Source organism: Streptomyces sp. AM6-12, assembly GCF_044327085.1.
In the GTDB taxonomy this organism is placed as follows: Bacteria; Actinomycetota; Actinomycetes; order Streptomycetales; family Streptomycetaceae; genus Streptomyces.
Map to the genome: position 1 here is coordinate 5,244,893 of NZ_JBIQWN010000001.1, position 26,197 is coordinate 5,271,089.

17 protein-coding genes and 1 pseudogene are annotated in these 26,197 nt (G+C 69.0%); 11 read left to right on the top strand and 7 right to left on the bottom strand.

Annotation, left to right across the window (positions count from 1 at the left end):
- The 3 genes from ACE4Q9_RS23855 to ACE4Q9_RS23865 all read right to left on the bottom strand — a co-directional run bounded on the left by ACE4Q9_RS23855 (position 1) and on the right by ACE4Q9_RS23865 (position 4,239).
- Entirely contained in the window at positions 1-450 is a 450-nt protein-coding gene (locus tag ACE4Q9_RS23855) for a GntR family transcriptional regulator (RefSeq protein WP_397986268.1), read from the bottom strand.
- Between the two features lie 127 nt (positions 451-577).
- Positions 578-2,170 (bottom strand): ATP-binding protein, encoded by a 1,593-nt coding sequence (locus tag ACE4Q9_RS23860; RefSeq protein ID WP_397986269.1) that lies wholly within the window; start codon positions 2,168-2,170, stop codon positions 578-580.
- 392 nt (positions 2,171-2,562) lie between these two features.
- The gene (locus ACE4Q9_RS23865) at positions 2,563-4,239 is read right to left on the bottom strand and encodes an HNH endonuclease (RefSeq protein WP_397986270.1); all 1,677 of its coding nucleotides are present in this window, start codon (positions 4,237-4,239) and stop codon (positions 2,563-2,565) included.
- Positions 4,240-4,425: 186 nt separating this feature from the next.
- On the opposite strand from ACE4Q9_RS23865, the pseudogene ACE4Q9_RS23870 reads away from it, so the two are divergent.
- Positions 4,426-4,512, top strand: a pseudogene (locus tag ACE4Q9_RS23870) (glutamine synthetase); the annotation flags it as partial.
- A 94-nt stretch (positions 4,513-4,606) separates the two neighbouring features.
- Positions 4,607-5,236, top strand: a complete 630-nt coding sequence (locus ACE4Q9_RS23875; RefSeq protein WP_397986271.1) for a hypothetical protein — start codon at positions 4,607-4,609, stop codon at positions 5,234-5,236.
- 18 nt (positions 5,237-5,254) lie between these two features.
- Here the strand turns inward: ACE4Q9_RS23875 and ACE4Q9_RS23880 are convergent, their stop codons facing one another.
- The gene (locus ACE4Q9_RS23880) at positions 5,255-6,103 is read right to left on the bottom strand and encodes an alkaline phosphatase family protein (RefSeq protein ID WP_397986272.1); all 849 of its coding nucleotides are present in this window, start codon (positions 6,101-6,103) and stop codon (positions 5,255-5,257) included.
- Positions 6,104-6,267: 164 nt separating this feature from the next.
- On the opposite strand from ACE4Q9_RS23880, the gene ACE4Q9_RS23885 reads away from it, so the two are divergent.
- Complete coding sequence (locus tag ACE4Q9_RS23885) at positions 6,268-7,176, top strand: DUF72 domain-containing protein (RefSeq protein WP_397986273.1); 909 nt, start codon at positions 6,268-6,270, stop codon at positions 7,174-7,176.
- A gap of 258 nt (positions 7,177-7,434) precedes the next feature.
- Complete coding sequence (locus ACE4Q9_RS23890; RefSeq protein ID WP_397986274.1) at positions 7,435-10,440, top strand: bifunctional [glutamine synthetase] adenylyltransferase/[glutamine synthetase]-adenylyl-L-tyrosine phosphorylase; 3,006 nt, start codon at positions 7,435-7,437, stop codon at positions 10,438-10,440.
- Here ACE4Q9_RS23890 and ACE4Q9_RS23895 read toward each other — a convergent pair.
- Both ACE4Q9_RS23895 and ACE4Q9_RS23900 read right to left on the bottom strand, forming a co-directional pair.
- The gene (locus ACE4Q9_RS23895; protein WP_397986275.1) at positions 10,422-11,294 is read right to left on the bottom strand and encodes a phosphatase PAP2 family protein; all 873 of its coding nucleotides are present in this window, start codon (positions 11,292-11,294) and stop codon (positions 10,422-10,424) included. The two genes, ACE4Q9_RS23890 and ACE4Q9_RS23895, sit on opposite strands and share 19 nt — an antisense overlap.
- Before the next feature lie 69 nt (positions 11,295-11,363).
- A complete protein-coding gene (locus tag ACE4Q9_RS23900; RefSeq protein WP_397986276.1) occupies positions 11,364-12,398 on the bottom strand; it encodes a LacI family DNA-binding transcriptional regulator in 1,035 nt (344 codons plus the stop codon).
- A gap of 324 nt (positions 12,399-12,722) precedes the next feature.
- Here ACE4Q9_RS23900 and ACE4Q9_RS23905 point away from each other — a divergent pair, with 324 nt between their 5' ends.
- The 7 genes from ACE4Q9_RS23905 (at position 12,723) to ACE4Q9_RS23935 (ending at position 25,472) form a co-directional block, all read left to right on the top strand.
- Positions 12,723-13,994 (top strand): extracellular solute-binding protein, encoded by a 1,272-nt coding sequence (locus ACE4Q9_RS23905; protein WP_397986277.1) that lies wholly within the window; start codon positions 12,723-12,725, stop codon positions 13,992-13,994.
- A gap of 96 nt (positions 13,995-14,090) precedes the next feature.
- Positions 14,091-15,095, top strand: a complete 1,005-nt coding sequence (locus tag ACE4Q9_RS23910; RefSeq protein WP_397986278.1) for a carbohydrate ABC transporter permease — start codon at positions 14,091-14,093, stop codon at positions 15,093-15,095.
- 19 nt (positions 15,096-15,114) lie between these two features.
- Positions 15,115-16,020 carry a sugar ABC transporter permease gene (locus ACE4Q9_RS23915; RefSeq protein ID WP_397986279.1) on the top strand — a complete coding sequence of 302 codons (906 nt, stop codon included), beginning with the start codon at positions 15,115-15,117 and terminating at the stop codon, positions 16,018-16,020.
- A gap of 197 nt (positions 16,021-16,217) precedes the next feature.
- Positions 16,218-17,957 (top strand): glycoside hydrolase family 13 protein, encoded by a 1,740-nt coding sequence (locus ACE4Q9_RS23920; RefSeq protein ID WP_397986280.1) that lies wholly within the window; start codon positions 16,218-16,220, stop codon positions 17,955-17,957.
- 135 nt (positions 17,958-18,092) lie between these two features.
- On the top strand, positions 18,093-19,466 hold the full coding sequence (locus ACE4Q9_RS23925; RefSeq protein ID WP_397986281.1) for an alpha-amylase family protein: 1,374 nt from the start codon (positions 18,093-18,095) through the stop codon (positions 19,464-19,466).
- 194 nt (positions 19,467-19,660) lie between these two features.
- Complete coding sequence (gene pulA / locus ACE4Q9_RS23930) at positions 19,661-25,078, top strand: pullulanase-type alpha-1,6-glucosidase (protein WP_397986282.1); 5,418 nt, start codon at positions 19,661-19,663, stop codon at positions 25,076-25,078.
- 31 nt (positions 25,079-25,109) lie between these two features.
- Positions 25,110-25,472: a 5-carboxymethyl-2-hydroxymuconate Delta-isomerase gene (locus ACE4Q9_RS23935; RefSeq protein ID WP_397986283.1), complete on the top strand. Its 363-nt coding sequence runs from the start codon at positions 25,110-25,112 to the stop codon at positions 25,470-25,472.
- Positions 25,473-25,479: 7 nt separating this feature from the next.
- On the opposite strand, the gene ACE4Q9_RS23940 is transcribed toward ACE4Q9_RS23935, so the two are convergent.
- Positions 25,480-26,196 carry a TetR/AcrR family transcriptional regulator gene (locus ACE4Q9_RS23940; protein WP_397986284.1) on the bottom strand — a complete coding sequence of 239 codons (717 nt, stop codon included), beginning with the start codon at positions 26,194-26,196 and terminating at the stop codon, positions 25,480-25,482.
- Position 26,197 lies beyond the last annotated feature (1 nt).

Sequence of the window (26,197 nt, forward strand, 5' to 3'; positions counted from 1 at the left end):
TCACCCTTCTTCGGCCCGTGTTCGTACAACCCTTCCCACTCCTTGCCGTGACTCCACCCGCCCGTCCGCCTCCAAGGCGGCGAGTGCACGCCGCACGGTGCCTCGTGACACGCCGTAAGCCGTGGCCAACGCCGGTTCCGACGGCATCTTTTCGCCGGCCGGCAGACGCCCGTCCTGCATCTGTGCCAACAGATCGTCACGCACGAGTTTGTAGGGAGCTTGATGAGCCTGGTCACCCACTACGCGACGACCCAGACCAGCAAGGGACTCGATGACGCCCTCACTCTCCAGGGACGCCAGCGCTCGCCTGACCGTGGTGCGTGCGATACCGAACTCAGCAGAGAGGGCCGCTTCTGACGGCATCCTGTCGGTGATGGTTCCGCTCTGGATGCGCTGCCTCAAAGCCTCAGCAACCTGCAAGTAGGTCCCACGCGGACTGGCGTCTTTCACTTAGTCCCCTCTGCCTGTTCTTCGCCGCTTTGTTCCAACATCCGTAGCTTGGCTCGTTCTACCGTGTCATGTACCAGCGTACGGGCCGGTCCGACCTTCGATTTGCTGGCTGGCCGGGATGGGAGGGTCAGCGCCCGTAACGGCTTCCCACGAACGCATCGATGTCGAGTACAGCGCGACGGATTGCCCGTAGGTCCTGCGTCGGCACGTCGACAAACTGCGGCTCGTCTTCGTCTGCATCTCCGATAGGCAGAATCCCCTGTGGCGCATACCGCGTCTGCATCAGGTCGACATATGCTCCGTAATCAATTACGTATACGTCGTAGCGCTCTCCGGGCTCGTCCTGGGCAGAGTAACCACGCCGAACCACGTGCAGAACTCGCGCATCGAAAAGCGCCAAGAGTAGCGGATCGTTGGCTTGCTTCTGATTGACAAGAAAACCGCGAGCGCGACGTTCCCGGATCACCTTATCAATAATCCAATTGAGCAGCCTTGAGGCTTCTTCCCGACTACGAAGCGCCGCCTCTTTATCGGACTGGAACCAGCTTCTCCCTGCTGCACGCACGTCATGGACGGATATTTTTTGCATTGCCGCCCTAACGGCAGCTTTGGAAGCGATGTTGAGTGCGTCTCGGGGAACGCCTTCTGCCGCGCGCACCAATTCGTCAAAAGATCGAGTGTCTGTGAAGCCGATCCGTACGATACTTTGAGGGTTATTAAGTGGCGTACTAGCTAGCGGCGAATTCGGGGCTCCTCCGAACGTCAGATGATTGAAGAAAAGACTCTTGAAGAATTCTCGCGACCTTTCTTTGTTCTCCTCAAAGACCATGAACTCATCAAGACTTACATTCGCCGCAATATCGGCACCCAGTTCCAGCCCGATGACGTGCCCAGATGGCAGTGCTGCCCGGAAGTTCGTCTGCTGCTCGATTGCAGCCACCTTGACAGTGAGTCCTCCGAGAGGAAGCATGCAGCGCACAAGGAACTCGCCTAGGTGCGGTTGAATGTCCGCTGGAACGCTGCTCCACTCATCGAGCAAGAGCCAGAGTCTACGCCCGCCGAGTGAATCGAAGAGCGCCCGCAGCGCGCGGGCGATATCGCTAAAGTTTAGCGATATGCTCTCAGTTCCCCGTCGAGTTTCTTTAGTGAGCTTCCTCGTACCCCCTCCGGATTCTCCCGAGATGTTAGCTTCCGGAGCTTTAATGCCTATCTTAACGGCAAATGAGGCTTTATCTGAGTTAGTCTTCTCACCTTCCTTGGACACCTCCACCTCACCTGAAAGTCGCACGGCGGAAATGGAGTCCAATAGCTCATCGAGCTTCATGACGAGGGATGCGTTCTCGATTAGCTCATCGTCTTCGAGAGCTTCACTCATCAAGGCATCGTGGAATTGATTGAGCAGGTCTACGAGCAGGCGAGATGCCCGTTCAGTCGGCTTTATTTCTTCGCCGAGAAATAGCCCCTCGGGTGATCCGACAGTGCGGAGATCTAGGTAGATGGGAATATCTCCCTGCTGCTTCACCTCTGTCTCCAGATAGCGAAGGGCGTGAGTCTTCCCTGTTCCTCGCCTGCCGTACACCACTTGGTGATCTACCGACTCAAGGACAACGGCAACACCTGAGTCGACAAAGGTGTCCCTGAGTTGTTCCGTCTGGCGGGACTCTGCCCGCTTCGGAACCTGGTTGAGTGCGCGATTCATCGCCGAGAGACCACTAGCCATGCATGGATGCTAAGCCTTCAACGCGTCACTGTCAGTGCCAAGTTGCTGGCGGATCGCTGTCCCTGTTGGTGAGGTCGATGTGGCGGCAAGCTGATTGCCTGACGTCCAGCCGCATCCGCTGCTGCCATCTGCGGATCGAGGTCGTCTAGATCGCTCCACACGGGGCGGACGTTCTGTCACCCGCGGGCACGACACAGGCTCGTCGTACCCAGAGGGCACAACGAGGGCACAACGGCCCCGGACCGATCCCACGACAACCAACGCCACCAAACGTCATTTGGCCTGGTCAGTAATGTGACTTGACATTCTTCCCCTGCTCATGCCCAAAGAGGCGGCACCCCCGCACGAGGTGTGCCCCGCCCCTTGGTGCCCAGGGGCGGCCCCGTCGACAACTAGCGAAGTGCCCCTACATGCAGCTTCTTCGCGGTGGCGGCGAGGATGCGTCGAAGCTTTTCCCTGTTGACACCATAGGTCTTGAGCGCGTGGCAGTTGGGGCACAAGGCGATCATGTTCCAGGGAACGTCGGGTCCGTCCTTGGCCAGGTCTAGTACGTGATCTACCTGCAAGATCGGGGCGCCGGCTGTCGTGAGTTCCTTGGGGTGGCCGGCACACTGGGGGCTCTCGCAGTTGCCCTTGCTGCGGCGAATGACAGCCGCCCTGGCGCTGGGGTCACGGACAAAGCGATCCGCTAGTGAGGGCTTCCTGAGGCGTCCTCGCCGCTCCGCGTTGGCTTCCGCGGTCTGCGTCAGACGCCTGTAGGCATCCTCGTCACTCTCGGAGTCGTCACGCTCCTTCGGGTCTACGTCGCGTGGTCCGTATGAGTCCGTGTCGTCGTACAGAGTGCCCGTGTCAGCATCAAGAGCTTCGAGAACTTCCGCAGGCCACGTCTCGCGCTCCGGGGAGGGGACGGGAGCCAGAATCCAGTGGAACTGGCGTCGCCACTTTTTGTCTGCTCCGATGCCCCATCGCAGCCGGCGTTGGACGATGACAGCCCAGGTCTCGAAGCTGAACTGGCCTTGGTATGGCTTGTGCCAGTAGCGGAGAGGGCGTCCCGCGGCCTGGGCTTCGGCCATGAGTTCGTTGCCGTCGATGATCTTTTGGTCGCCCGAGAGTCCGTCTCCCACGTAGGCGATCCAGTTCGTGTCCGGGATGCGGCTGTCGTTGTAGGGCCCCTTCTCGTCGGAGAAGGCGCTCAGGATGCCGTCGGCCAGACAGCCGATCCCTGCCATCTTTTGGCCGCCGTAGGCGCGCCAGATGGCGTCGCGATCCTTGAAACTCTCGCCTAGTTGGGGGCGTAGCGCGTCGGCCCATCGGCCGGCGAGTAGTTCGTGCAGCCCGAAGTCTCTTAGCAGGTCGGGGGCCAGCGGGTAGAAGTAGCGCAGGATGAGGCCAGCTGCGGCAGAGGCTGCGGCTTCGGGGTGGGATTGCAGTAGCGCGTAGTCGTCTTCGCGGAGGCCGCCGGCTGGGTCGACCTGGTCCAAGGACTCCGCGGTGGGGCGCCGGTCACGGCTGGTGAGAGTGAGGTCTTCTGCGCGGTCCAGGATCCACAAGTCGTCACGTACAAGGGCCCAAAACGGGTACCTCGTTCCGTCCATGCCGTCCTCGACCTGGGCGTACTTCTCCATTAGCGGCGCTACAGCGTCACGGGTGGCTGACCAGAGCTGCATGCGTGGGGCAGCGGCCACTGCCTGTCCGATCGCCCATAGGAGGAGCACGGGTCGGTGCAGCGCTGTGCCGGTCGCACGTCGTGCTGGTCGGAGGTCTCCCACGCGTCGGTGGAAGGTTTTGGGCAGCTCCACGACAGTGAAGCCTTCGCGCCGCAGCCACGCTACGGCGGCCTTTAGGCCGCCGCTGAATCCTGGCGTTGAAGGCTTGAGTGCTTCGCCGAAGTCGTACTTGTGAGCAACGCCGGCTATGGCCTTCGAGTCGTAGTGTCGCCCCTCGTGAACGAGTAGATAGGTTGCAGCCGCGTGGAAGCCGTAGGTGGCGCGGAACGCGTCCACCCCAAGTCGATCGTGCTCGTCAATCGCTCGCAGGATTCCTGCGCGTGTGATCTCAGATGGGGCCATGAGGGGACACGGTAGATCAAGGTACTGACAACGAGATCCCCTGCCCTCAGGCTGCGGGGCTGGGCCGTCCCTGGGCCGTCGAAGGGCGGCCCAGGGTGACCAATAGCGACCAACGACGGCCATCCGATCCCCGTTCCAACGCAGCGCCGACGCCGATCGCATGAGGTCGCTCCGGGCCGACGTCACTTCCTGCGCAACAAGCGCCAGGAGTGGGAGGAGTACCGCAGCGAGGTCACGGCGTTCGAGCTGCGGAAGAATCTGCCGGTGCTGTAGCCGTCCCCCGGGGCCGTCGTCCGGAAACGACCGGCCCCGCACCCTCCCCCTGCGAGAATCGGGCGCACGCTTATGCGATCTCGGGGGAGCGGCGTTGAAGGACGCGACGGAACTGATCAAGGCACTCACCGGGCTGGCCTGGCCGCTCATGGCGGGGGTCGCGCTCTGGCGCCTGTTCCCCCTGATCAAGGAGATGGTCCGCTCCCGCGGCTTCACGATCAGGGTGGGCGAGGCCGAGCTGTCGGTGCAGGAGGTCTCGGAGAACCTGATCCGGACCACCGCCGACCTCCAGGGCCGGCTGGCCTCCGTGCGCGCGCCGGCCGCCACGCGCACCCTCGACTCCGTCCTCTGGGTGGACGACCGCCCGGAGAACAACGCCACCGAGGTGGCCCAACTCCGCTCCCTCGGCGTCGACGTCGTCCTGGCGAAGTCGACGGACGAGGCCCTGCGCGCGCTGGCCCGCCCGCACCGCCCCTTCGACGCCGTCATCTCGGACCTGAGCCGCAGGGAAGGGGCCCGCACCAACCGCACCGCCGGCCTCGACCTGATCCGCGAACTGCGCGACCGGGACGAGGCGATCCCGGTCTTCGTCTACGCCACCGCCCGCGCCCTCTCCCTGCGCGCGGAGATCACCGACGCCGGCGGCACAGGGGTGGCCGGCTCCGCCACCGAACTCTTCCAACTCCTGCGCGACGTGGGAGAGTTCCCGGCCCAGCGCACCTGAGCCGGGAACTCCCGCCCGTCAGGAGGACGCCCAGATCCCGCTGATGTCCTTCGCTGAGGCGGCGTTGCCCGCGTGCGCGCTCAGCCCCTGGCTGTCCTCCAGGGTGCGCAGCACGTCGTAGTGGTCGTACGTGACGGAACTCGACGACCCCGCGACCACCGGCTGCCCGTACAGCAGGGTCGGAATCCGGTTCCCGCTCCTGGAGTCGTCCTCGTCGAAGGTGACGACGAGCAGACTGTTGTGCGTCTTGGCCCAACTGGCATACCCGCCGAGGTTGTTCTTCAGCCACGTGTCCCCCGTGGCCACCGAGCAGTCGTGCATGTCACTGCACAGGTTCGGCGTCACGAACGACACCTGCGGCAGCGTCGAATAGTCCGCCGGGAACTGCGCGAACGTCTTCGCACTCGACGTGGGCACATTGCTGAACCCGAACCACGGATTGTGCTTGCGCGCGTACTTCCCGCTGCTGCACACGGTCGATCCCTGGCTGGGCAGCGACTCGTTGTAACTCGCCCAACCGCGCCCGGCCGCGATCAACTCGGACGCCAGGTTCGGCGCCGACGAGAACCCCGGCGTGTAACAGCTGTCGTCCGTGATGCCCTGGGTCGCCCCGGAGAACAGGGCGAAGTAGTTCGGCTGGCTGGGATGCGTGATGGCGTACGACTGCGACAGGTAAGCCCCGCCGGTCTTCAGCGAGTTGATGTACGGCGCGCTGGAGGACCCGATGACCTGGCTGTCGGCGTGGTTCTCGAACACCACGACCACCACGTGATCCGGACGGGGCACACCACTCGCGGCCTGCGCGGTCTCACCGCCGAGTCCGGCCCACAGGCCGGTCGCGGCGACGAGGGAAGCCACGGACGCCATGGCGGTACGGGTACGGCGGAACGGGGAACTGCCGGACACAACGACCTCCCGGAGAAGCGGGGTTGATGGACCAGTCGAGCATGCACACGCCAAAATGCTCCTTCCTGGCACCGCCCGGCCCCCCGCGATGAAAACCCAGTGAACTACTGGGTACCCCCGCTCCCATGGCGAACATCCTCATCGGCACCTGCGGCTGGACCGACCGCGCCCTCCTGACCAGCGGCTGGTACCCGCCCGGCCACCGCGACACCGAGGGCCGCCTGCGCCACTACGCCACCCGCTTCCCCGTGGTCGAGGTGGACTCCCCGTACTACGCCCTGCCGACCGCCCGCACCACCACCCACTGGGCCGAGCGCACCCCCGACGGCTTCCGCTTCGACGTCAAGGCCCACGCCCTCCTCACCGGCCACCCCACCCGTCCCTCCGCCCTCCCCCCGGACCTGCGCGGCCGCCCCCGCGACGACGCCCTCCTGACCGAGGTGTGGACCCGCTACGCCGAGGCCCTGACCCCCCTGCGCACCGCCGGCCGCCTCGGCACCCTCCTCTTCCAGTACCCGCCCTCCCTCACCCCCGGCCCCGCCGCCGAGTCCTTCATCCGCGCGGCCCGCGAACGCGCCCGCGACTGGCCCTTCGCCGTGGAGTTCCGCAACCCCGCCTGGTGGCACAGCCCCCGCACGCTCCCCTTCCTCACCGACCTGAACGCCACCGCCGTATCCGTGGACGCCCCCACCCTCCCCCCGACCCCCCTCGTCACCACCCCCCACCTCTCCCTGATCCGCTTCCACGGCCACAGCCCCCACTGGGGCACCGGCACCAAGGAGGACCGTTTCCGCCACACCTACACCCCCGACGAACTGGCCGGATGGCTACCCCAGGTCCACCACCTGGCCACCCACACCGACGAACTCCACCTCCTCTTCAACAACTGCTGCGGCGACGCGGCCGTCAAGGCGGCGGAGGCGATGCAGACGACCCTCCTCACCACGACGCTGCCGCACCCGCGCACGGCGGGGAGGGGACGTGCCGGGTGGTGTCCGCCCGCAGCGGCCGGCGAAAACCCCCCGCACCCCTGAACCCGCAGACCGCCGGACCGAGGACGGACACCACCCGGCGCGGCACCGACGCACCGCCTCCCCAAGGCGCGACACAAGCCACGACGGCGCTGAGCAGGCCGCCGCAGGCACCACGTCGGCACCGAGGGCGCCGCAGGCACCCACCCCCCCCGAGCCCCAGGCACCCCCCGAGCCCACCCCCACCCGACCCGGCACAGCCCGCCGCAGGCGACTACGCTCCCCTCCAGGACCAGATCCACCCCGAGGGGAGCCCCGAACATGACGCCGGGCCGCAGAAGCAGCACCTTCACGCGCCTGCTCCGACACGGCTTCACCGACGCCACCGCCGCCGAACGCCTCCTCGACACCCCCGAACTCGCCCACGTCCGCGACGACCCCTTCCTCCTCGAAGCCCTGGGCGCCACCGCCGACCCCGACCTCGCCCTGCACGGTCTCGTCCGCCTCCTGGAAGCCCAGCCCGCCCCGGACTCCCACCGCGAACTCCTCGACACCCTCATCGCGGCCAAACCCCTGCGCGACCGCCTCCTGGGCGTCCTCGGCGCCTCCACCGCCCTCGCCGACCACCTCGCCCGCCACCCCACCGACTGGCAGGCCCTGGTCACCTACGAACCCCAGGACCTCCACCCCGGCGTCACCGAATTCGAACGCGGCCTGGCGGACGCCACCGACCCCGTCACCCTCCGCGTCGCCTACCGCCGCTGCCTGCTGTCCATCGCCGCCCGCGACGTCTGCGGCACCACGGACGTCGCCGAGACCGCCGCCGAACTGGCCGACCTCGCCACCGCCACCCTCCGCGCCGCCCTGGCCATGGCGCGGGCCGCCGCCCCCGAGGACGCCGCCGCCTGCCGCCTCGCCGTGATCGGCATGGGCAAGTGCGGCGGCCACGAACTGAACTACGTCTCCGACGTGGACGTGATCTTCGTAGCGGAAGCCACCGAGGGCACCGACGAGACCAAGGCCCTGCGCGCGGCCACCAGCCTCGCCTCGCACCTGATGCGGATCTGCTCCGAGACCACCGTCGAGGGCTCCATCTGGCCGGTGGACGCCAACCTCCGTCCCGAGGGCCGCAACGGCCCCCTCGTCCGCACCCTCTCCTCCCACCTCGCCTACTACCAACGCTGGGCGAAGACCTGGGAGTTCCAGGCCCTCCTCAAGGCCCGCCCGGTGGCCGGCGACGAGAACCTGGGCCAGGAATACCTGGCCGCGCTGCACCCCCTGGTCTGGCAGGCCGCCGACCGCGACAACTTCGTCGCGGACGTCCAGAAGATGCGCCGCCGCGTCGTCGACAACATCCCCGCCGCCGAAGTCGACCGCGAACTGAAGCTCGGCCCCGGCGGTTTGCGGGACGTCGAATTCGCCGTACAGCTCCTCCAGTTGGTCCACGGCCGCACCGATCCCACCCTGCGCAGCGGCAGCACCCTGGCCGCCCTGGACGCGCTCGCCGCCGGCGGCTACGTGGGCCGCGAGGACGCCGCCCGCCTGGACGAGGCGTACCGCTTCCTGCGCGCGATGGAGCACCGCATCCAGCTCTACCGCCTGCGCCGCACCCACCTCGTCCCCACCGCCGAGGAGGACCTGCGCCGCCTGGGCCGCTCCCTCGGCCTGCGCGCCGACCCCGTCACCGAGCTGAACCGCGAGTGGAAGCGGCACGCCGGTGTCGTACGACGGCTGCACGAGAAGCTGTTCTACCGCCCGCTCCTGGACGCCGTCGCCCAGCTCGCCCCCGGCGAGGCCCGGCTGCGGCCCGAGGCCGCCCGCGAACGCCTGGTCGCCCTCGGCTACGCCGACCCCGCCGCGGCCCTGCGCCACCTGGAGGCCCTCGCCTCGGGCGTCACCCGCAAGGCCGCGATCCAGCGCACCCTGCTGCCCGTACTCCTGGGCTGGTTCGCGGACTCCGCCGACCCGGACGCCGGTCTGCTGAACTTCCGCAAGGTCTCCGACGCCCTCGGCAAGACCCCCTGGTACCTGCGCCTGCTGCGCGACGAGGGCGCCGCCGCCGAGAACCTGGCCCGCGTGCTGTCGGCGGGCCGGCTGGCCCCCGACCTCCTGATGCGGGCCCCCGAAGCGGTCGCCCTGCTCGGCGACGGGGACGGCGCGGCGAGCGGCCTGGCCCCCCGCGGGCGCGCCGCGCTCGAACAGGAGATCCTGGCCGCCGTCGGCCGGGCGGAGAACAGCGAGCAGGGCGTGACCGCCGCCCGCGGCGTCCGCCGCCGCGAACTCTTCCGCACCGCCGCCGCAGACATCATCGCCTCCTACGGCACCGACGCCACCCCCGTCCAGGCCGACCAGGGCGCCCTGGTGGACCTCGTCGGCGGTGCCGTCTCCGACCTCACCGCCGCCACCCTCGCGGGCACGCTGCGCGCGGTGGTCCGGGCCGGCTGGGGCGACACGCTGCCCACCCGGTTCGCGATCATCGGCATGGGCCGGTTCGGCGGCCACGAACTGGGCTACGGCTCCGACGCCGACGTGCTGTTCGTCCACGAGCCGCAGGAGGGCGTGGACGAGCACGAGGCCACCGCCGCCGCGAACAAGGTCGTCGCCGAGATGCGCCGGCTGCTCCAGCTCCCCAGCGCCGACCCACCGCTGCTGATCGACGCCGACCTGCGCCCGGAGGGCAAGTCGGGCCCGCTGGTGCGCACGCTGAAGTCGTACGCGGCGTACTACCGCCGCTGGTCCCTGGTCTGGGAGTCCCAGGCGCTGCTGCGCGCCGAGCCGTTCGCGGGCGACGCCGACCTGGGCCGCCGCTTCGTGGAGCTGATCGACCCGCTGCGCTACCCGGCGTGCGGCCTGACCGACGACTCCGTGCGCGAGATCCGCCGGCTGAAGGCCCGCATGGAGTCGGAACGGCTGCCCCGCGGCGCCGACCCCCGGCTGCACACCAAGCTGGGCCCCGGCGGCCTCTCGGACGTGGAGTGGACGGTCCAGCTGCTCCAGCTGCGGCACGCTCACGAGATCCCCGGACTGCGCACCACCCGCACCCGCGCGGCGCTGGCGGCGGCGCGGGAGGCGGGCCTGCTGGGCGAGGAGGAGGCGGCCACCCTGGACGAGGCGTGGGTGCTGGCCACTCGGGTGCGCAACGCGGTGATGCTGGTGCGCGGCCGGGCGGGCGACACCTTCCCCACCCAGCCCCGCGAGCTGGCCGCGGTGGGCCGCTACCTGGGCTACGGCGAGGGCCACGCCGGCGACATGCTGGACGCCTACGGCCGTACGACCCGCAAGGCACGCGTGGTCATGGAGGAACTCTTCTACGACGACGAGGCGTAACCGGGCCGGCGGGCCGCGCCCTCACGCGTCCCCCGGGGCAGGGCGTACGGCACCGCTCCGTACCACAGGCGCGCCACCCCGAAACCGAACGAGAGGCAGACCGCGCCCCCCACCGCGTCCAGCCAGAAGTGGTTGGCGGTGGAGACGATGACCAGCAGCGTGGCCAGCGGATACAGCAGCCCCAGCACCCGCACCCAGGGCACCGACGCCAGCGCGAAGATCGTCAGCCCGCACCACAAAGACCAGCCGATGTGCATGGACGGCATCGCCGCGTACTGGTTGGACATGTGCTTGAGGTCCCCGGAGGCCATCGAGCCCCAGGTGTGGTGCACCATCACCGTGTCCACGAACCCCCCGCCCCGCATCAGGCGGGGCGGGGCGAGCGGGAACAGGTAGTAGCCCACCAACGCGCCCCCCGTGGTGGCGAACAGCGCGAGGCGCGCGGCCGCGTACCGGCCCGGATGCCACCGGTAGAGCCACACCAGGACGCCGAGCGTCATGACGAAGTGCAGGGTGGCGTAGTAGTAGTTCATGCCGATGATCAGCCAAGTCACCGCGTTCACCGCGTGGTTGACGGACCGCTCGACGTCGATGCCCAGCGCGTGCTCCGTGCGCCAGATCCAGTCCGCGTTGCGCAGCGCCTCGGCCTTCTGCTCGGGCACTGCGTTGCGGATCAGCGAGTACGTCCAGTAACTCACCGCGATCAGCAGGATCTCGAACCAGAGCCGGGGTCTGCGCGGGCGCCGCAGCCTGCCCAGCACACCGCGCGCCCCGCTGCCGTCCCTGCCCGTGCCGGCCCGCGGTCCGGCCGCCTCTTCGCGACCTTCCCACTGCGTCACGGTCGAGTCACTCATAGGCATCAAGTCTGCCAGAAAACGGCTTCAGTGCCCGATCATCCCAAAGTCGGGTCCGCCGCGCACGTTCTACGACGTACGCAGGAGATGCGGCGCCGACGCCGTCGAGCCACGCACCACCAGCTCCGGCATGAACACGAACTCGCTGTGCGGCGCGGGCGTACCGCCGATCTCCTCAAGCAGCGTGCGCACCGCCGCCTGCCCCATCGCCGGGACCGGCTTGCGGACCGTGGTGAGCGGCGGATCGGTGAACGCGATCAGCGGGGAGTCGTCGAACCCGACCACGGACACGTCCCGCGGGACGTCCAGACCCCGCTGCCGAGCGGCCCGTATGGCGCCGAGGGCCATCATGTCGCTGGCGCAGACCACCGCGGTGCAGTCCCGGTCGATCAGCGCCGTCGCGGCCGCCTGACCGCCCTCCAGGGTGTACAGCGAGTGCTGCACCAGCTCGGTCTCCACCATCTCGGCGCCGAGTCCCAACTGGTCCTGCATCGCCCGCAGGAAGCCCTCGATCTTGCGCTGCACGGGCACGAACCGCTTCGGCCCGAGCGCGAGCCCGATCCGGGTGTGGCCGAGCGAGGCGAGGTGGGTCACCGCGAGCGTCATCGCGGCGCGGTCGTCGGGGGAGATGAACGGCGCCTGCACCCGCGGCGAGAACCCGTCCACCAGCACGAACGGCACGCCCCGCGCCCGCAGCCGCTCGTAGCGCTGCATATCGGCGGTGGTGTCGGCGTGCAGCCCGGAGACGTAGATGATGCCCGCGACCCCGCGGTCCACCAGCATCTCGGTCAGCTCGTCCTCGGTGGAGCCGCCCGGCGTCTGGGTGGCGAGCACCGGGGTGTAGCCCTGGCGGGTCAGCGCCTGCCCGATGACCTGCGCCAGGGCGGGGAATATCGGGTTCTCCAGCTCCGGCGTGATCAGCCCCACCAGACCCTCGCTGCGCTGGCGCAGGCGCACCGGCCGCTCGTAGCCGAGCACGTCGAGTGCGGCGAGCACGGACTGGCGGGTGGTGGCGGCGACGCCCGGCTTCCCGTTGAGGACCCGGCTGACGGTCGCTTCGCTCACCCCCGCCTGCGCTGCGATGTCGGCAAGCCGTGTGGTCACGCCACTGGACTGTACCGGGCGTCTCCCGCCTTGCACACCGCTCGGACGCCGGGCACGCCCGGTCGAACGACCCCCTGCGGGTTGCTGCCTCATCGCGCTCCCTCGAGTTCGTCTGTGTGCGTCGGTGGCAAGAGCTTGCAGAGTCTTGCACACGTTGTCGCAGCCCGCTGAGCGGTAACGACAGGGTAACCATCGGGTTCACTTGCACTTTTTTTCTGCAAGGTCTTTCGCAACGCTTACAACGCTGTTACGTTCCCTGTCGCCCGGCAGCCTCCTCCATCGGCGCAGTCGGCATCACTCGGGCTTAACCCTCAAGGAGAACTCATGCGGCGTGGCATAGCGGCCTCCGCCCTGGTGGCGTCCCTCGCCCTCGCGGCGACGGCCTGCGGCGGCGGAAGCGGCGACAGCAAGTCGGACGGGCCGGTCACCATCACCTGGTGGGACACCTCCAACGCCACGAACGAGGCACCGACGTACAAGGCCCTCGTCCAGAAGTTCGAAGCCGCGAACAAGGACATCAAGGTCAAGTACGTCAACGTCCCCTTCGACCAGGCGCAGAACAAGTTCGACACCGCCGCGGGTGCCTCCGGCGCCCCGGACGTGCTGCGCTCCGAGGTCGGCTGGACCCCCGCCTTCGCCAAGAAGGGCTACTTCCTGCCGCTGGACGGCACCGAGGCCCTCGCCGACAAGGCCAAGTTCGAGCCGAACCTGGTCAAGCAGGCGCAGTACGAGGGCAAGACCTACGGCGTGCCGCTGGTCACCGACACCCTGGCCCTGGTCTACAACAAGGCCCTGTTCAAGAAGGCCGGCATCACCACGCCGCCGAAGACCTGGGACGAGCTGAAGTCCGACGCCGCCAAGATCAAGGACAAGACCGGCGCCGACGGCTACTGGGGTTCCACGCAGGGCTACTACGGCCAGCCGTTCCTGTACGGCGAGGGCACCGACACCGTCGACGTGAACGCCAAGAAGGTCACCATCGACACGCCGGCCGCCAAGAAGGCCTTCGGCACCTGGCTGAGCCTGTTCTCCGGCAAGGGCCTGCACAAGGCCGACACCACCCCGGACGCCTACGCCCACATCATGGACGCGTTCTCAGGCGGCAAGGTCGCCGCGATCATCCAGGGCCCCTGGGAGAACACGAACATCTACAAGGGCAGCGCCTTCAAGGACAAGACCAACCTGGGCGTCGCGGTCGTCCCGGCCGGCTCCACCGGCAAGGCGGAGGCCCCGACCGGCGGCCACAACCTCTCGGTCTACGCCGGCTCCGACAAGGCGCACCAGGCGGCGGCCCTGAAGTTCATCAACTTCATGACGTCGGCCTCCTCCCAGGAGACCATCGCGCTGAAGAACGCCACCCTGCCGACCCGTATGGACGCCTACACCGCCAAGGTGACGGCCGATCCGGGCACCGCCGGCTTCCAGCGCGTGCTCTCCGCCGCCCAGCCCCGCCCGTCGCTGCCCGAGTACGGCTCCCTGTGGGCGCCGCTCGACACCGAGCTGCCGAAGATCGCCAGCGGCAAGGAGTCGCTGGACACGGGTCTGAGCAACGCCGACATCGCGATCGGCAAGCTGGTCCCCGACTTCGCCAAGTAAGCCCGGACGGCCGCCGGCTGCCTCACCCACGAGGAGGCAGCCGGCGGTCCCCGCCCCGTGCCCGGCCATCCTTGAACCATCTGAAGGTGTCGAACCATGACAGTCGCCATCGACCGCGCGACCGGCAAGAGCCGCGGTGACCGCGCGCCTCGGCCAGGGCTGGGGCAGCGCATCAGGAACAGCCTCCAGAAATACTGGTACGCCTACGCGATGATCGCCCCGGTGGTCATCGTGCTCGCCGTGCTCGTCGGCTATCCGCTCGTGCGGGGCTTCTACCTCACCCTGACCGACGCCAACAGCCTCAACTCGGCGCGCACCATCGGCGTCAACCACATCGCCGCGACCTACAAGTTCGTCGGGCTGGACAACTACAAGAACATCCTGTGGGGCCCGCTGTCCTACGACCGCTTCTGGTCCCACATGATCTGGACGATCGTGTGGACGGTCGCCTGCGTGACCCTGCACTACACCTTCGGCCTCGGCCTCGCACTGATGCTGAACCAGAAGCTGCGCGGACGCACCGTCTACCGGGTGCTGCTCGTCCTGCCGTGGGCCGTGCCCACCTTCGTCACCGTCTTCTCCTGGCGGATCATGCTCTCCGACTCCGGAGTGCTCAACCAGCTCCTGCACGCGCTGCACCTGCCGCAGCCGCAGTGGCTGGAGGACACCTTCTGGCAGCGCTTCGCCGCGATCATGGTCAACACCTGGTGCGGTGTGCCGTTCATGATGCTCTCGCTGCTCGGCGGCCTCCAGTCCATCGACACCGCCCTGTACGAGGCGGCGCGGATGGACGGCGCCAACGCCTGGCAGCGCTTCCGGCACGTCACCCTGCCCGGCCTGCGCTCGGTCAGCTCCACGGTGGTGCTGCTCGGCGTCATCTGGACCTTCAACCAGTTCGCCATCATCTTCCTGCTGTTCGGCCCGACCAGTGCCCCGGACGCCCAGATCCTCGTCACCTGGGCCTACTACCTGGGCTTCGGCCAGCAGCCGCGCGACTTCGCCCAGTCCGCCGCCTACGGCGTACTGCTGCTGTCGATCGTCACCGTCTTCACCTCCTTCTACTTCCGCTGGCTGAAGCGCAATGACCAGCTCGCCGTCTGACGCCGCAGGAGCCGCCGCCATGAGCACCACCACCCTCGCAAAGCCGGCCGACGCACCGGCCCCCGCCGCGAAGCCCGCCCGCCAGGGCCGCCGACCGGGCGAGCGCGGCCCCCTCGGCACCGTCCTGCTGCACGCCGGCCTCATGGCCGCGAGCCTCATCGCGCTGGCGCCCGTGGCCTGGCTGGTCTACCTCTCGCTCGGGCCGGACAAGAACGACTACCTGCACCCCGGCGGCATCGCCGGGAAGATGAGCTTCTCCAACTACGGCTTCGTGCTCCAGCACACCGAGTTCTTCAGCTGGTTCAAGTCCACGATGATCGTGGCCCTCGGCACCACCGTGGTCGGTGTGCTGCTCGCCGCGACCACCGGCTACGCCGTCTCCCGGATGCGCTTCCCCGGCCACAAGCAGCTGATGTGGGTCCTGCTGCTCACGCAGGCGTTCCCGATCGCCGTCCTGATCGTGCCGATGTACCAGATCTTCAGCGACCTGGGTCTCATCGACTCCTACTGGGCGCTGATCCTCGTCAACTGCACCACCGCGGTGCCGTACAGCGCCTGGCTGCTCAAGGGCTACTTCGACACGATCCCGATCGAGATCGACGAGGCGGGCCGGGTGGACGGCCTCACCCCGTTCGGCACCTTCTTCCGGCTGATCCTGCCGCTGGCCCGGCCGGGCCTGGCCGTCGCCGCGTTCTACAACTTCATCACCGCGGTCGCCGAGGTGGCCTTCGCGACCACCTTCATGCTGGACGACTCCAAGTACACCTTCGCCGTCGGCCTCCAGACCTTCGTCAGCGAGCACGACGCCGAGTGGAACTACATGGCCGCCACCGCGGTGCTGATCGCGATACCCGTCTCGGTGTTCTTCTACCTGGTGCAGAAGAACCTCGTCACCGGTCTCACCTCCGGCGGCACCAAGGGCTGAGGCGCCCGCACCACCCGAGGCTCCCGCGCGCCTGACCGCGCGGGTAGGCGGCCGCGGTGTCCCTCCGACCCCGCTGACATCGCGGCCGCCTCGCACCCCGTTCCCCCGGCCCGCCTCCGCCGCCGTACCCGCAGGGGCCCTGGCCGCCCGTGCGCCCCACGCGCCATGACCCGATTTCCGTCACCACCAAGGAAGCCATGAGCCAGCAGCACACTGCCGCCCCGGCCACCGACTCCGCCACCGCCACCGTCACGGGCCACCTCCGCGACTGGTGGCGGGAGGCGGTCATCTACCAGGTCTACCCGCGCAGTTTCGCCGACAGCAACGGCGACGGCATGGGCGACCTGGAGGGTGTACGCTCCCGCCTGCCGTACCTGCGCGACCTCGGCGTCGACGCGGTGTGGCTCAGTCCCTTCTACGCCTCCCCGCAGGCCGACGCCGGCTACGACGTGGCCGACTACCGCGCGGTCGACCCGATGTTCGGCACCCTGCTGGACGCGGACGCGCTGATCCGCGAGGCCCACGGGCTCGGCCTGCGCATCATCGTGGACCTGGTGCCCAACCACTCCTCCGACCAGCACGAGTGGTTCAGGCGCGCCCTCGCCGAGGGCCCCGGCTCCCCGCTGCGGGAGCGCTACCACTTCCGCCCCGGCAAGGGCACGGACGGCGAACTGCCCCCCAACGACTGGGAGTCCATCTTCGGCGGCCCGGCCTGGACCCGTGTCACCGAGCCCGACGGGACGCCCGGCGAGTGGTACCTGCACCTGTTCGCGCCCGAGCAGCCCGACCTCAACTGGGAACACCCGGCGGTCGGCGACGAGTTCCGCTCCATCCTGCGCTTCTGGCTGGACATGGGCGTGGACGGCTTCCGCATCGACGTGGCCCACGGCCTGGTCAAGGCCGAGGGGCTGCCCGACCTCGGCGCGGGCGAGCAGCTGAAGCTGCTGGGCAACGATGTCATGCCGTTCTTCGACCAGGACGGCGTGCACGCCATCTACCGGCAGTGGCGGACCATCCTCGACGAGTACGCCAATAAAATGGGGCCCGAAGGGCCTTCGTCAGAAGGGCGGCGGTGGGAGACGGGTGGGCGGATCTTCGTCGCCGAGGCGTGGACGCCGACCGTCGAGCGCACCGCCAACTACGTCCGCCCGGACGAACTGCACCAGGCGTTCAACTTCCAGTACCTGTCGACGGCCTGGGACGCGTCGGAGCTGCGCGCTGTCATCGACTCCACGCTGGCGGCGATGCGCCCGGTCGGCGCCCCGGCCACCTGGGTGCTGTCCAACCACGACGTCACCCGGCACGCCACCCGCTTCGCCAACCCGCCGGGCCTCGGCACCCAGATCCGCACCGCCGGTGACCGCGAACTCGGCCTGCGCCGGGCCCGTGCCGCCACCCTGCTGATGCTGGCGCTGCCCGGCTCGGCCTACCTCTACCAGGGCGAGGAGCTGGGCCTGCCGGACGTCGTGGACCTGCCCGACGAGGTGCGCCAGGACCCCGCGTACTTCCGCGGCGCGGGCCAGGACGGCTTCCGCGACGGCTGCCGGGTGCCGATCCCGTGGACCCGCACGGGGTCGTCGTACGGCTTCGGCGACGGCGGCAGCTGGCTCCCGCAGCCGGAGAACTGGGGCGAGTTGAGCGTCGAGGCGCAGACGGGGACGGCCGGCTCCACCCTGGAGCTGTACCGCGCCGCCCTCGCCGCCCGCCGCGCCCAGCCCGACCTGGGCGCCGGGGACACCCTGGAGTGGCTGCGCGCCCCCGAGGGCGTCCTGGCCTTCCGCCGGGGCGAGTTCGTGTGCGTCGCCAACACCACGGGTGAGTCGGTGACCACCCCGGCGTACGGCCGGGTGCTGCTGGCGAGCGGTGAGGTGGCCGAGACCGGCGGCGAGGCGAAGGTGGCCGCCGACACCACCGTGTGGTGGACCGCGGCGGTCTGACGCCCCGTGTGAAATTTCTTGCATCAACTTCTCTGCGGCCCGCTGCCTTTTCCGGCAGCGGGCCCTTAACATCTGCGTCACCGCAAGGTTTCTGAAACTTTGCAGCAAGTACCTTCAGCGACGAAGGAACCCCACATGGTACGCAAGACCCTCTCGGGGGTGGTCGCCCTCGCGGCCGCCGCCCTTGTCATGAACCCGACGAATGCCGTGGCCTCCCCACCCGGCACCAAAGACGTCACCGCCGTCCTGTTCGAGTGGAACTACGCCTCGGTGGCCCGCGAGTGCACCAGCACACTGGGCCCCGCGGGCTACGGCTACGTGCAGGTCTCGCCGCCCGAGGAGCACATACAGGGCTCCCAGTGGTGGACCTCGTACCAGCCCGTGTCGTACAAGATCGCGGGCCGGCTCGGCGACCGGACCACCTTCAAGAACATGATCTCCACCTGCCACGCGGCCGGCGTGAAGGTCGTGGTGGACACGGTCATCAACCACATGACGGCCGGCAGCGGCACCGGCACCGGCGGTACGCAGTACACCAAGTACGACTACCCCGGCCTGTACTCGGACTCCGACTTCCACACCTGCCGGACGCAGGTCGACAACTACCAGGACCGCTCGAACGTCCAGAACTGCGAACTCGTCGGCCTGGCCGACCTGGACACCGGCTCCGAGCACGTCCGCGCGACGATCGCCGGGTACATGAACGACCTGCTCTCCCTCGGCGCCGACGGCTTCCGCATCGACGCGGCCAAGCACATCGCCGCCGCCGACCTGGCGGACATCAAGAGCCGGCTGGCCAACCCGAGCGTCTACTGGAAGCAGGAGGTCATCTACGGCGCGGGCGAGGCCGTCCAGCCCACCGAGTACACGGGCAACGGCGACGTCCAGGAGTTCCGCTACGCCTACGACCTCAAGCGCGTCTTCAACAGCGAGAAGCTCGCCTACCTGAACAACTTCGGCGAGGGCTGGGGCTACCTGCCCAGCAACGTGGCCGGTGTCTTCGTGGACAACCACGACACCGAGCGCAACGGCGCCACCCTGAACTACAAGGACGGCGCCAACTACACGCTCGCCAACGTCTTCATGCTGGCCTGGCCCTACGGCGCCCCGGACATCAACTCCGGCTACGAGTGGAGCGACGCCGACGCGGGGCCGCCCAACAACGGGCAGGTCAACGCCTGCTGGCAGGACGGCTGGAAGTGCCAGCACGCCTGGCCGGAGATCAAGTCCATGGTCGCCTTCCGCAACACCACCCACGGGCAGGCGGTCTCCAACTGGTGGGACGACGGCGACAACCTGATCGCCTTCGGCCGCGGCGACAAGGGTTACGTGGTCATCAACCACGAGGGCACGACGGCCGATCGCTCCTTCCAGACCTCGCTGCCCGCCGGCACCTACTGCGACGTGCAGAACAACACCACGGTGACGGTCAACAGCACCGGCTGGTTCACCGCCTCGGTCGCCCCGAACACCGCGCTGGCGATCTACGCCGGCAAGTCCTCCTGCTGAACCGGGGGCCGGCCCGCACCACACCCCCCCATGGCGGTGCGGGCCGCGGTAGTTGAAATTCCTTACCGACTGTTTCAGGACTCTTGCTGCAACCCTTTCGCGAGGGGTACGGTCGCGCGGGCGCCCGGCATCGAGGCCGAGCCGCGGCGTGGGGTCGGACCCGATCGAGCCGCCATCGCAAGGAGTTCTTGCCTGTGATACCGAGATGGCCGACGCCCCTACGGCGTCGCACCACCCACCGCAGGAGAGCCGCGGCCCTCGCCGTCGCCGCGCTCACGGCCGCACTCGTGCAGCCACTGGCCGCGCCCGCCGCGCAGGCCGCCACCCCGCCCCCGCCCCCGTCGGACACGGCCCTCGCGGCCCAGCCGGCCCGGCACGGCGACACCCATGAGCAGTTCTACTTCCTCATGCCGGACCGGTTCGCCAACGGCGACAAGGCCAACGACCAAGGCGGGCTCACCGGTTCGCGCATGACGACCGGGTACGACCCCACCGACGAGGGCTTCTTCCAGGGCGGCGACCTCAAGGGCGTCATCCGGAAGCTGGACTACATCAAGGGCCTCGGCACCACCGCCCTGTGGCTGGCACCCGTCTTCAAGAACATCCCGGTGCAGGGCACGGGCGCCAACGCCTCGGCGGGCTACCACGGTTACTGGATCACCGACTTCACCCGTGTCGACCCGCACTTCGGCACCAACCAGGACCTGAAGGACCTCATCTCCAAGGCCCACGCCAAGGGCATGAAGGTCTTCTTCGACGTCATCACCAACCACACCGCCGACGTGGTGACCGACAAGGAGAACTCCTCCGACTACCGCACCAAGGGCGCCTACCCGTACCTCACCAAGGACGGCAGGCCCTTCGACGACGCCGACTACGCGGACGGCACCAAGAAGTTCCCGGCCGTCTCCGCCGCCTCCTTCCCGTACACCCCGCAGGTCACCAGCGAGTCCAAGGTCCCGGCCTGGCTCAACGACCCGACGATGTACCACAACCGGGGCGACTCCACCTTCGCCGGCGAGTCCGGCACCTACGGTGACTTCGACGGCCTGGACGACCTGTGGACCGAGCGTCCCGAGGTCGTGCACGGCATGGAGCGGATCTACGAGCGGTGGGTGAAGGACTTCGCCGTCGACGGGTTCCGCATCGACACCGCCAAGAACGTCGACCTGCCCTTCTGGACCCAGTGGGCCACCGCACTCGACCGTTACGCGGCGGCGCACGGCCGGAAGAACTTCTTCCTGTTCGGCGAGACCTACGACACCGACACCTCGGTCACCGCCCCGTACGTCACCCAGGGCCGCCTCGACGCCACCCTCGACTTCCCCTTCCAGCAAGCCGCCCGCGGCTACGCCTCCCAGGGCGCGAGCGCGCGGAAGCTGGCGGGTGTCCTCGGCGACGACTACAAGTACACGACCGACCGGGCCAACGCGTACGAGCAGGTCACCTTCCTCGGCAACCACGACATGGGCCGCATCGGGTACTTCCTCAAGCAGGACAACCCGCACGCCACGGACGCCGAACTGCTGAAGAAGGACGAGCTGGCCAACGAGGTGATGTTCCTCAGCCGCGGCAACCCGGTCGTCTACTACGGCGACGAACAGGGCTTCACCGGCAGCGGCGGCGACAAGGAAGCCCGCCAGACCATGTTCGCCTCCAAGGTGCCCGCCTACCTCGCCGACGACGAGATCGGCACCGACCGCACCCACGCCAGCGACTCCTACGACACGAAGGCGCCGCTGTACCGGCAGATCGCCGGCCTCTCCGCGCTGCGCAAGGCCAACCCGGCCCTGACCGACGGCGCCCAGAGCGAGCGGTACGCGGCCGACGGCGCCGGGATCTACGCCTTCACCCGCACCGACGCCGGCAGCGGCCAGGAGTACATCGTCGCGTTCAACAACGCGGGCGAGGCCAGGACGGCCACCTTCGCCACCGGTTCGGCCGGGATGTCGTACCGGGGCGTCTACGGCGCGACCGGCAGCGTCAGCTCCGACGGCGACCGCCAGGTCACCGTGACCGTCCCGGCCGAGTCCGCCGTCGTCTACAAGGCGTCCGGTCCGCTCGACGAGCCGGCCACCAGGCCGACCCTCACCCTGCACGCCCCGGCCGCCGGCGCCACCGGCACGGTGACCGTCGGCGCCGACGTCGATGGTGGCCAGCTGAACCGGGTGGTCTTCGCCGCCCAGGTCGGCGACGCCCCGTGGCAGGTCCTCGGCTCCGCCGACCACGCGCCCTACCAGGTCACCCAGACCCTGAGCGGCAAGGTTTCGGCCGGCACCGCGCTGCGCTACAAGGCCGTCGTGATCGACAGCGCCGGACACACCGCGAGCGCCACGGCACAGAGCGCCACCGGCGCCGTACCCCCGCCCGCCCCGCCCACCGCCTCCTCACGCGACTACGTGATCGTCCACTACCAGCGCACCGACGGCGACTACGCCGACTGGAACCTGTACGCCTGGGGCGACATCGCCGACGGCGAGGCCACCACCTGGCCGGCCGGGCACCCCTTCACCGGCCGGGACGCCTGGGGCGCCTTCGCCTACGTCAAGGTCAAGCCGGGCGCCTCGAACGTGGGCTTCCTGGTCGTGGACAAGAACGGGAACAAGGACGGCGACGCCGACCGGAGCATCGACGTCACCAGGACGGGTGAGGTCTGGGTCCAGCAGGGCAAGGACGGCGTCCAGACCCAGCGGCCGTCGTCGTACCCCGCGCCGGACACCACCAAGGCGGTCATCCACTACCACCGCGCCGACGGCGTCTACGACGGCTGGGGCCTGCACGTCTGGACGGGCGCCGCGAACCCCACCGACTGGTCGGCCCCGCTGAAGCCGGTGAAGACTGATGCCTATGGCGCCGTCTTCGAGGTCCCGCTCGCCGCGGGTGCCAGCAGCCTCAGCTACATCATCCACAAGGGCGACGAGAAGGACCTCGCCGCCGACCAGTCCCTGGACCTCAAGACCGACGGCTACGAGGTGTGGCTGTTGAACGGCCAGGACAAGCACCTGCTCCCGCAGCCCGCGGGCAGCGCCGCCGCCCTCGACCTGACCACCTCCAAGGCGGTCTGGATCGATGCGGACACCGTCGCCTGGGACGGCGCCGACGGTGCCGCCTCCACCCAGCTCGTCTACTCCCACGACGGCTCCATCGCTGCCAAGGACGGGACCCTCACCAGCGACGACGAGCGCTGGCTGCGGCTGGAGAAGACCACCCTCACGGACGCCCAGAAGGCCAGGTTCCCCTACCTGAAGGACTACACGGCCTGGTCCGTGGACCCGCGGGACCGCGGCCGGGTGCGCGAGGCGCTCACCGGTCAGCTGGTCGCCTCCCAGCGCGCCGCCGACGGCGCCGTGCTCGCCGCGACCGGCGTGCAGATCGCCGGCGTCCTGGACGACCTGTACCCGGCCGCCACCAAGGCCCGGCTCGGCCCGGTCTTCCACGGCGGCAAGCCGACCCTGTCCGTATGGGCGCCGACCGCCCAGAGCGTCGGTCTGGAGATCGACGGCCAGGTCAGGCCCATGCACCGCGACGACACCACCGGCGTCTGGTCGCTCACCGGACCCGCCTCCTGGAAGGGCAAGACCTACCGGTACGTGGTCCGGGTGTGGGCGCCCAGCGTCCGCCGGATGGTCACCAACAAGGTCACCGACCCCTACTCGGTCGCCCTCACCGCGAACTCCGGGCGCAGCGTCGTCGCCGATCTGGACGACAAGTCCCTCGCCCCGGGCGGCTGGTCCACCCTACGCAAGCCCAAGGCCGTACCGCTGAAGGAGGCGCAGATCCAGGAGCTGCACGTGCGGGACTTCTCGGTCGCGGACAAGACCGTCCCGGCGAAGGACCGGGGCACCTACCTCGCCTTCACGGACAAGGACAGCGACGGCTCCCGGCACCTCAGGGAACTGGCGAAGTCCGGGACGTCGTACGTGCACCTGCTGCCCGTCTTCGACTTCGCCACCGTGCCCGAGAAGAAGGCCGACCAGCAGAGCCCCCGCTGCGACCTCGCCGCCTACCCGGCCGACTCCGACCAGCAGCAGGCGTGCGTGGCCGCGAGCGCCGCGAAGGACGCCTACAACTGGGGCTACGACCCGTACCACTTCACCGTCCCCGAGGGCTCCTACGCCACCGACCCGGACGGCACCGCGCGCACCCGGCAGTTCCGGCAGATGGTGCAGGGGCTCAACCAGGACGGCCTGCGGGTCGTGATGGACGTCGTCTACAACCACACCTCGGCCAGCGGCCAGGCGGACACCTCCGTCCTGGACAAGATCGTGCCCGGCTACTACCAGCGGCTGCTCGCCGACGGCTCGGTGGCGAACTCCACCTGCTGCTCCAACACCGCGCCCGAGAACGCGATGATGGGCAAGCTGGTCGTGGACTCGATCGTCACCTGGGCCAAGGAGTACAAGGTCGACGGGTTCCGCTTCGACCTCATGGGCCACCACCCGAAGGCCAACATCCTCGCCGTCCGCAAGGCCCTCGACGCGCTCACCCTGAAGAAGGACGGCGTCGACGGCAAGAAGATCATCCTGTACGGCGAGGGCTGGAACTTCGGCGAGGTCGCCGACGACGCCCGCTTCGTGCAGGCCACCCAGGCGAACATGGCCGGCACCGGCATCGCCACCTTCTCCGACCGGGCCCGCGACGCGGTGCGCGGCGGAAGCCCCTTCGACGCCGACCCCGGCGTCCAGGGCTTCGCCTCCGGCCTCTACACCGACCCCAACGGCTCGGCCGCGAACGGCACTCCGGCCGAGCAGAAGGCCCGGCTGCTGCACTACCAGGACCTGATCAAGGTCGGGCTGACCGGCAACCTCGCCAAGTACCGCTTCACCGACACCGACGGCAAGGAGGTCACCGGCGCCGGGATCGACTACAACGGCTCGCCCGCCGGATACGCGGACGCGCCCGGCGACGCCCTCGCCTACGTCGACGCCCACGACAACGAGACCCTGTTCGACGCCCTCGCCTACAAGCTGCCCAAGGACACGTCCGCGGCGGACCGGGCCCGGATGCAGGTCCTCGCGATGGCCGCCGCCACCCTCTCCCAGGGGCCGTCCCTGTCGCAGGCGGGCACCGATCTGCTGCGCTCGAAGTCGCTGGACCGCAACTCCTTCGACAGCGGCGACTGGTTCAACGCCATCCACTGGAACTGCGCCGACGGCAACGGCTTCGGCCGGGGCCTGCCCATGGCCTCCGGCAACCAGGACAAATGGCCTTACGCCAAACCGCTGCTGACCTCCGTCAAGGTCGGCTGCCCGCAGATCGAGGGCAGTTCGGCCGCCTACCAGGACCTGCTGAAGATCCGTACGACCGAGAAGGCGTTCTCGCTCGGCACGGCGGGCCAGGTGCAGAGCGAGCTGTCCTTCCCGCTGTCCGGCACGGACGAGACACCGGGCGTGATCACGATGAAGCTCGGCGACCTGGTCGTGGTCTTCAACGCCACCCCGGGGACCCAGAAGCAGACGGTCTCCGCGCTGGCCGGGACCTCCTACCGGCTGCACCCGGTGCAGGCGTCCGGCGCGGACCCGGTGGTGAAGACCTCCTCCTACGCGGCCGGCTCGGGCACCTTCACCGTCCCGGCGCGGACCGTGGCGGTCTTCAGCCGGGCGGCGCAGTAGGGTCGGGCCGTCCCCCGGAACAGGAGTGCTCATGCCGCAGATCACCGTCGACCACACCCACGTCTGGAAGGAGCCCGCGCAGGCCGGCGACTTCGTCCGGGAACTGCACGAGGCGGTCGTCCGGATCGCGGCGGCGAAGCCCGAGGCCTGCAAGACGGTGCTCCGCGACGGGTTCGCGGTGTACGGGTACGAGGGGACCGGGGAGCAGCGGCACGCCATCGTGCACGTGACGATCGGTCTCCTCGCCGGCCGCACCGAGGAGACGAAGGCGAGGCTCACGGAGACCGTGCTTGAGCTGCTGGAGCGGCATGTAAGCCCCGAGGACGGGGGCACCCTGCACGCCTCGGCCGAGGTCCGCGACCTCGACCCTTCGTACCGGAAGTCCGACCGGTGACCGACCGCTAGGAGCCGAGCGAGACCAGCCGGCCGACGAGCTCCGCGAAGGGGCCGTCGGCCGGTTCGTTCTCCAGCATGGCGCGCAGCACGTCCGCCATGCCCTCGTCCCGTGCCGCGCTCACCGCGACCAGGGCGGCGAAGTTGTGCACCAGCTGGAGCTCCAGCTCCTCGCGCGGGATGCGGCGGCCGTCCAGCCAGATCAGCGCCGTGGACTCGGCGAGCGAGATCCAGGAGCGGATGACCAGCTCCAGCCGCGGGGGCGCCTCGGCGATCCCCAGATGGGAGAGCATCTGGTCGTACGCTGCCTGCCGCACGTCCTCGATCAGCGCGTTGGTGGCCGAGACGTGCTCCTTCTCGCGGGAGCCGGTCGCGGACACGGCCGGGCCGCCGCGCATCAGGGCCGAGAAACCGGGGCCGTACTCCTCCACATGGGCGAAGAAGCGGTGCATCACATGCAGCAGCCGCTCGCCCAGCGGCCCCTCGTACGGCTCGGTGAAGCGGGCCTTCAGCTCCTGGGAGGCGCGCCGCAACGCGGCCTCGTACAAGCTGAGTTTGCCCGGAAAGTAGTGGTACACCAGCGGCCGCGAGATGCCCGCGGCCGCCGCTATGTCGTCGATGGACACCTCGTCGGGCGAGCGGCGGCTGAACAGGTCGAGAGCGACGCCGATCAGCTGCTGCCGTCGCTCCTCGACACCCATCCTGCGGCGCACCCCGGTACTCATA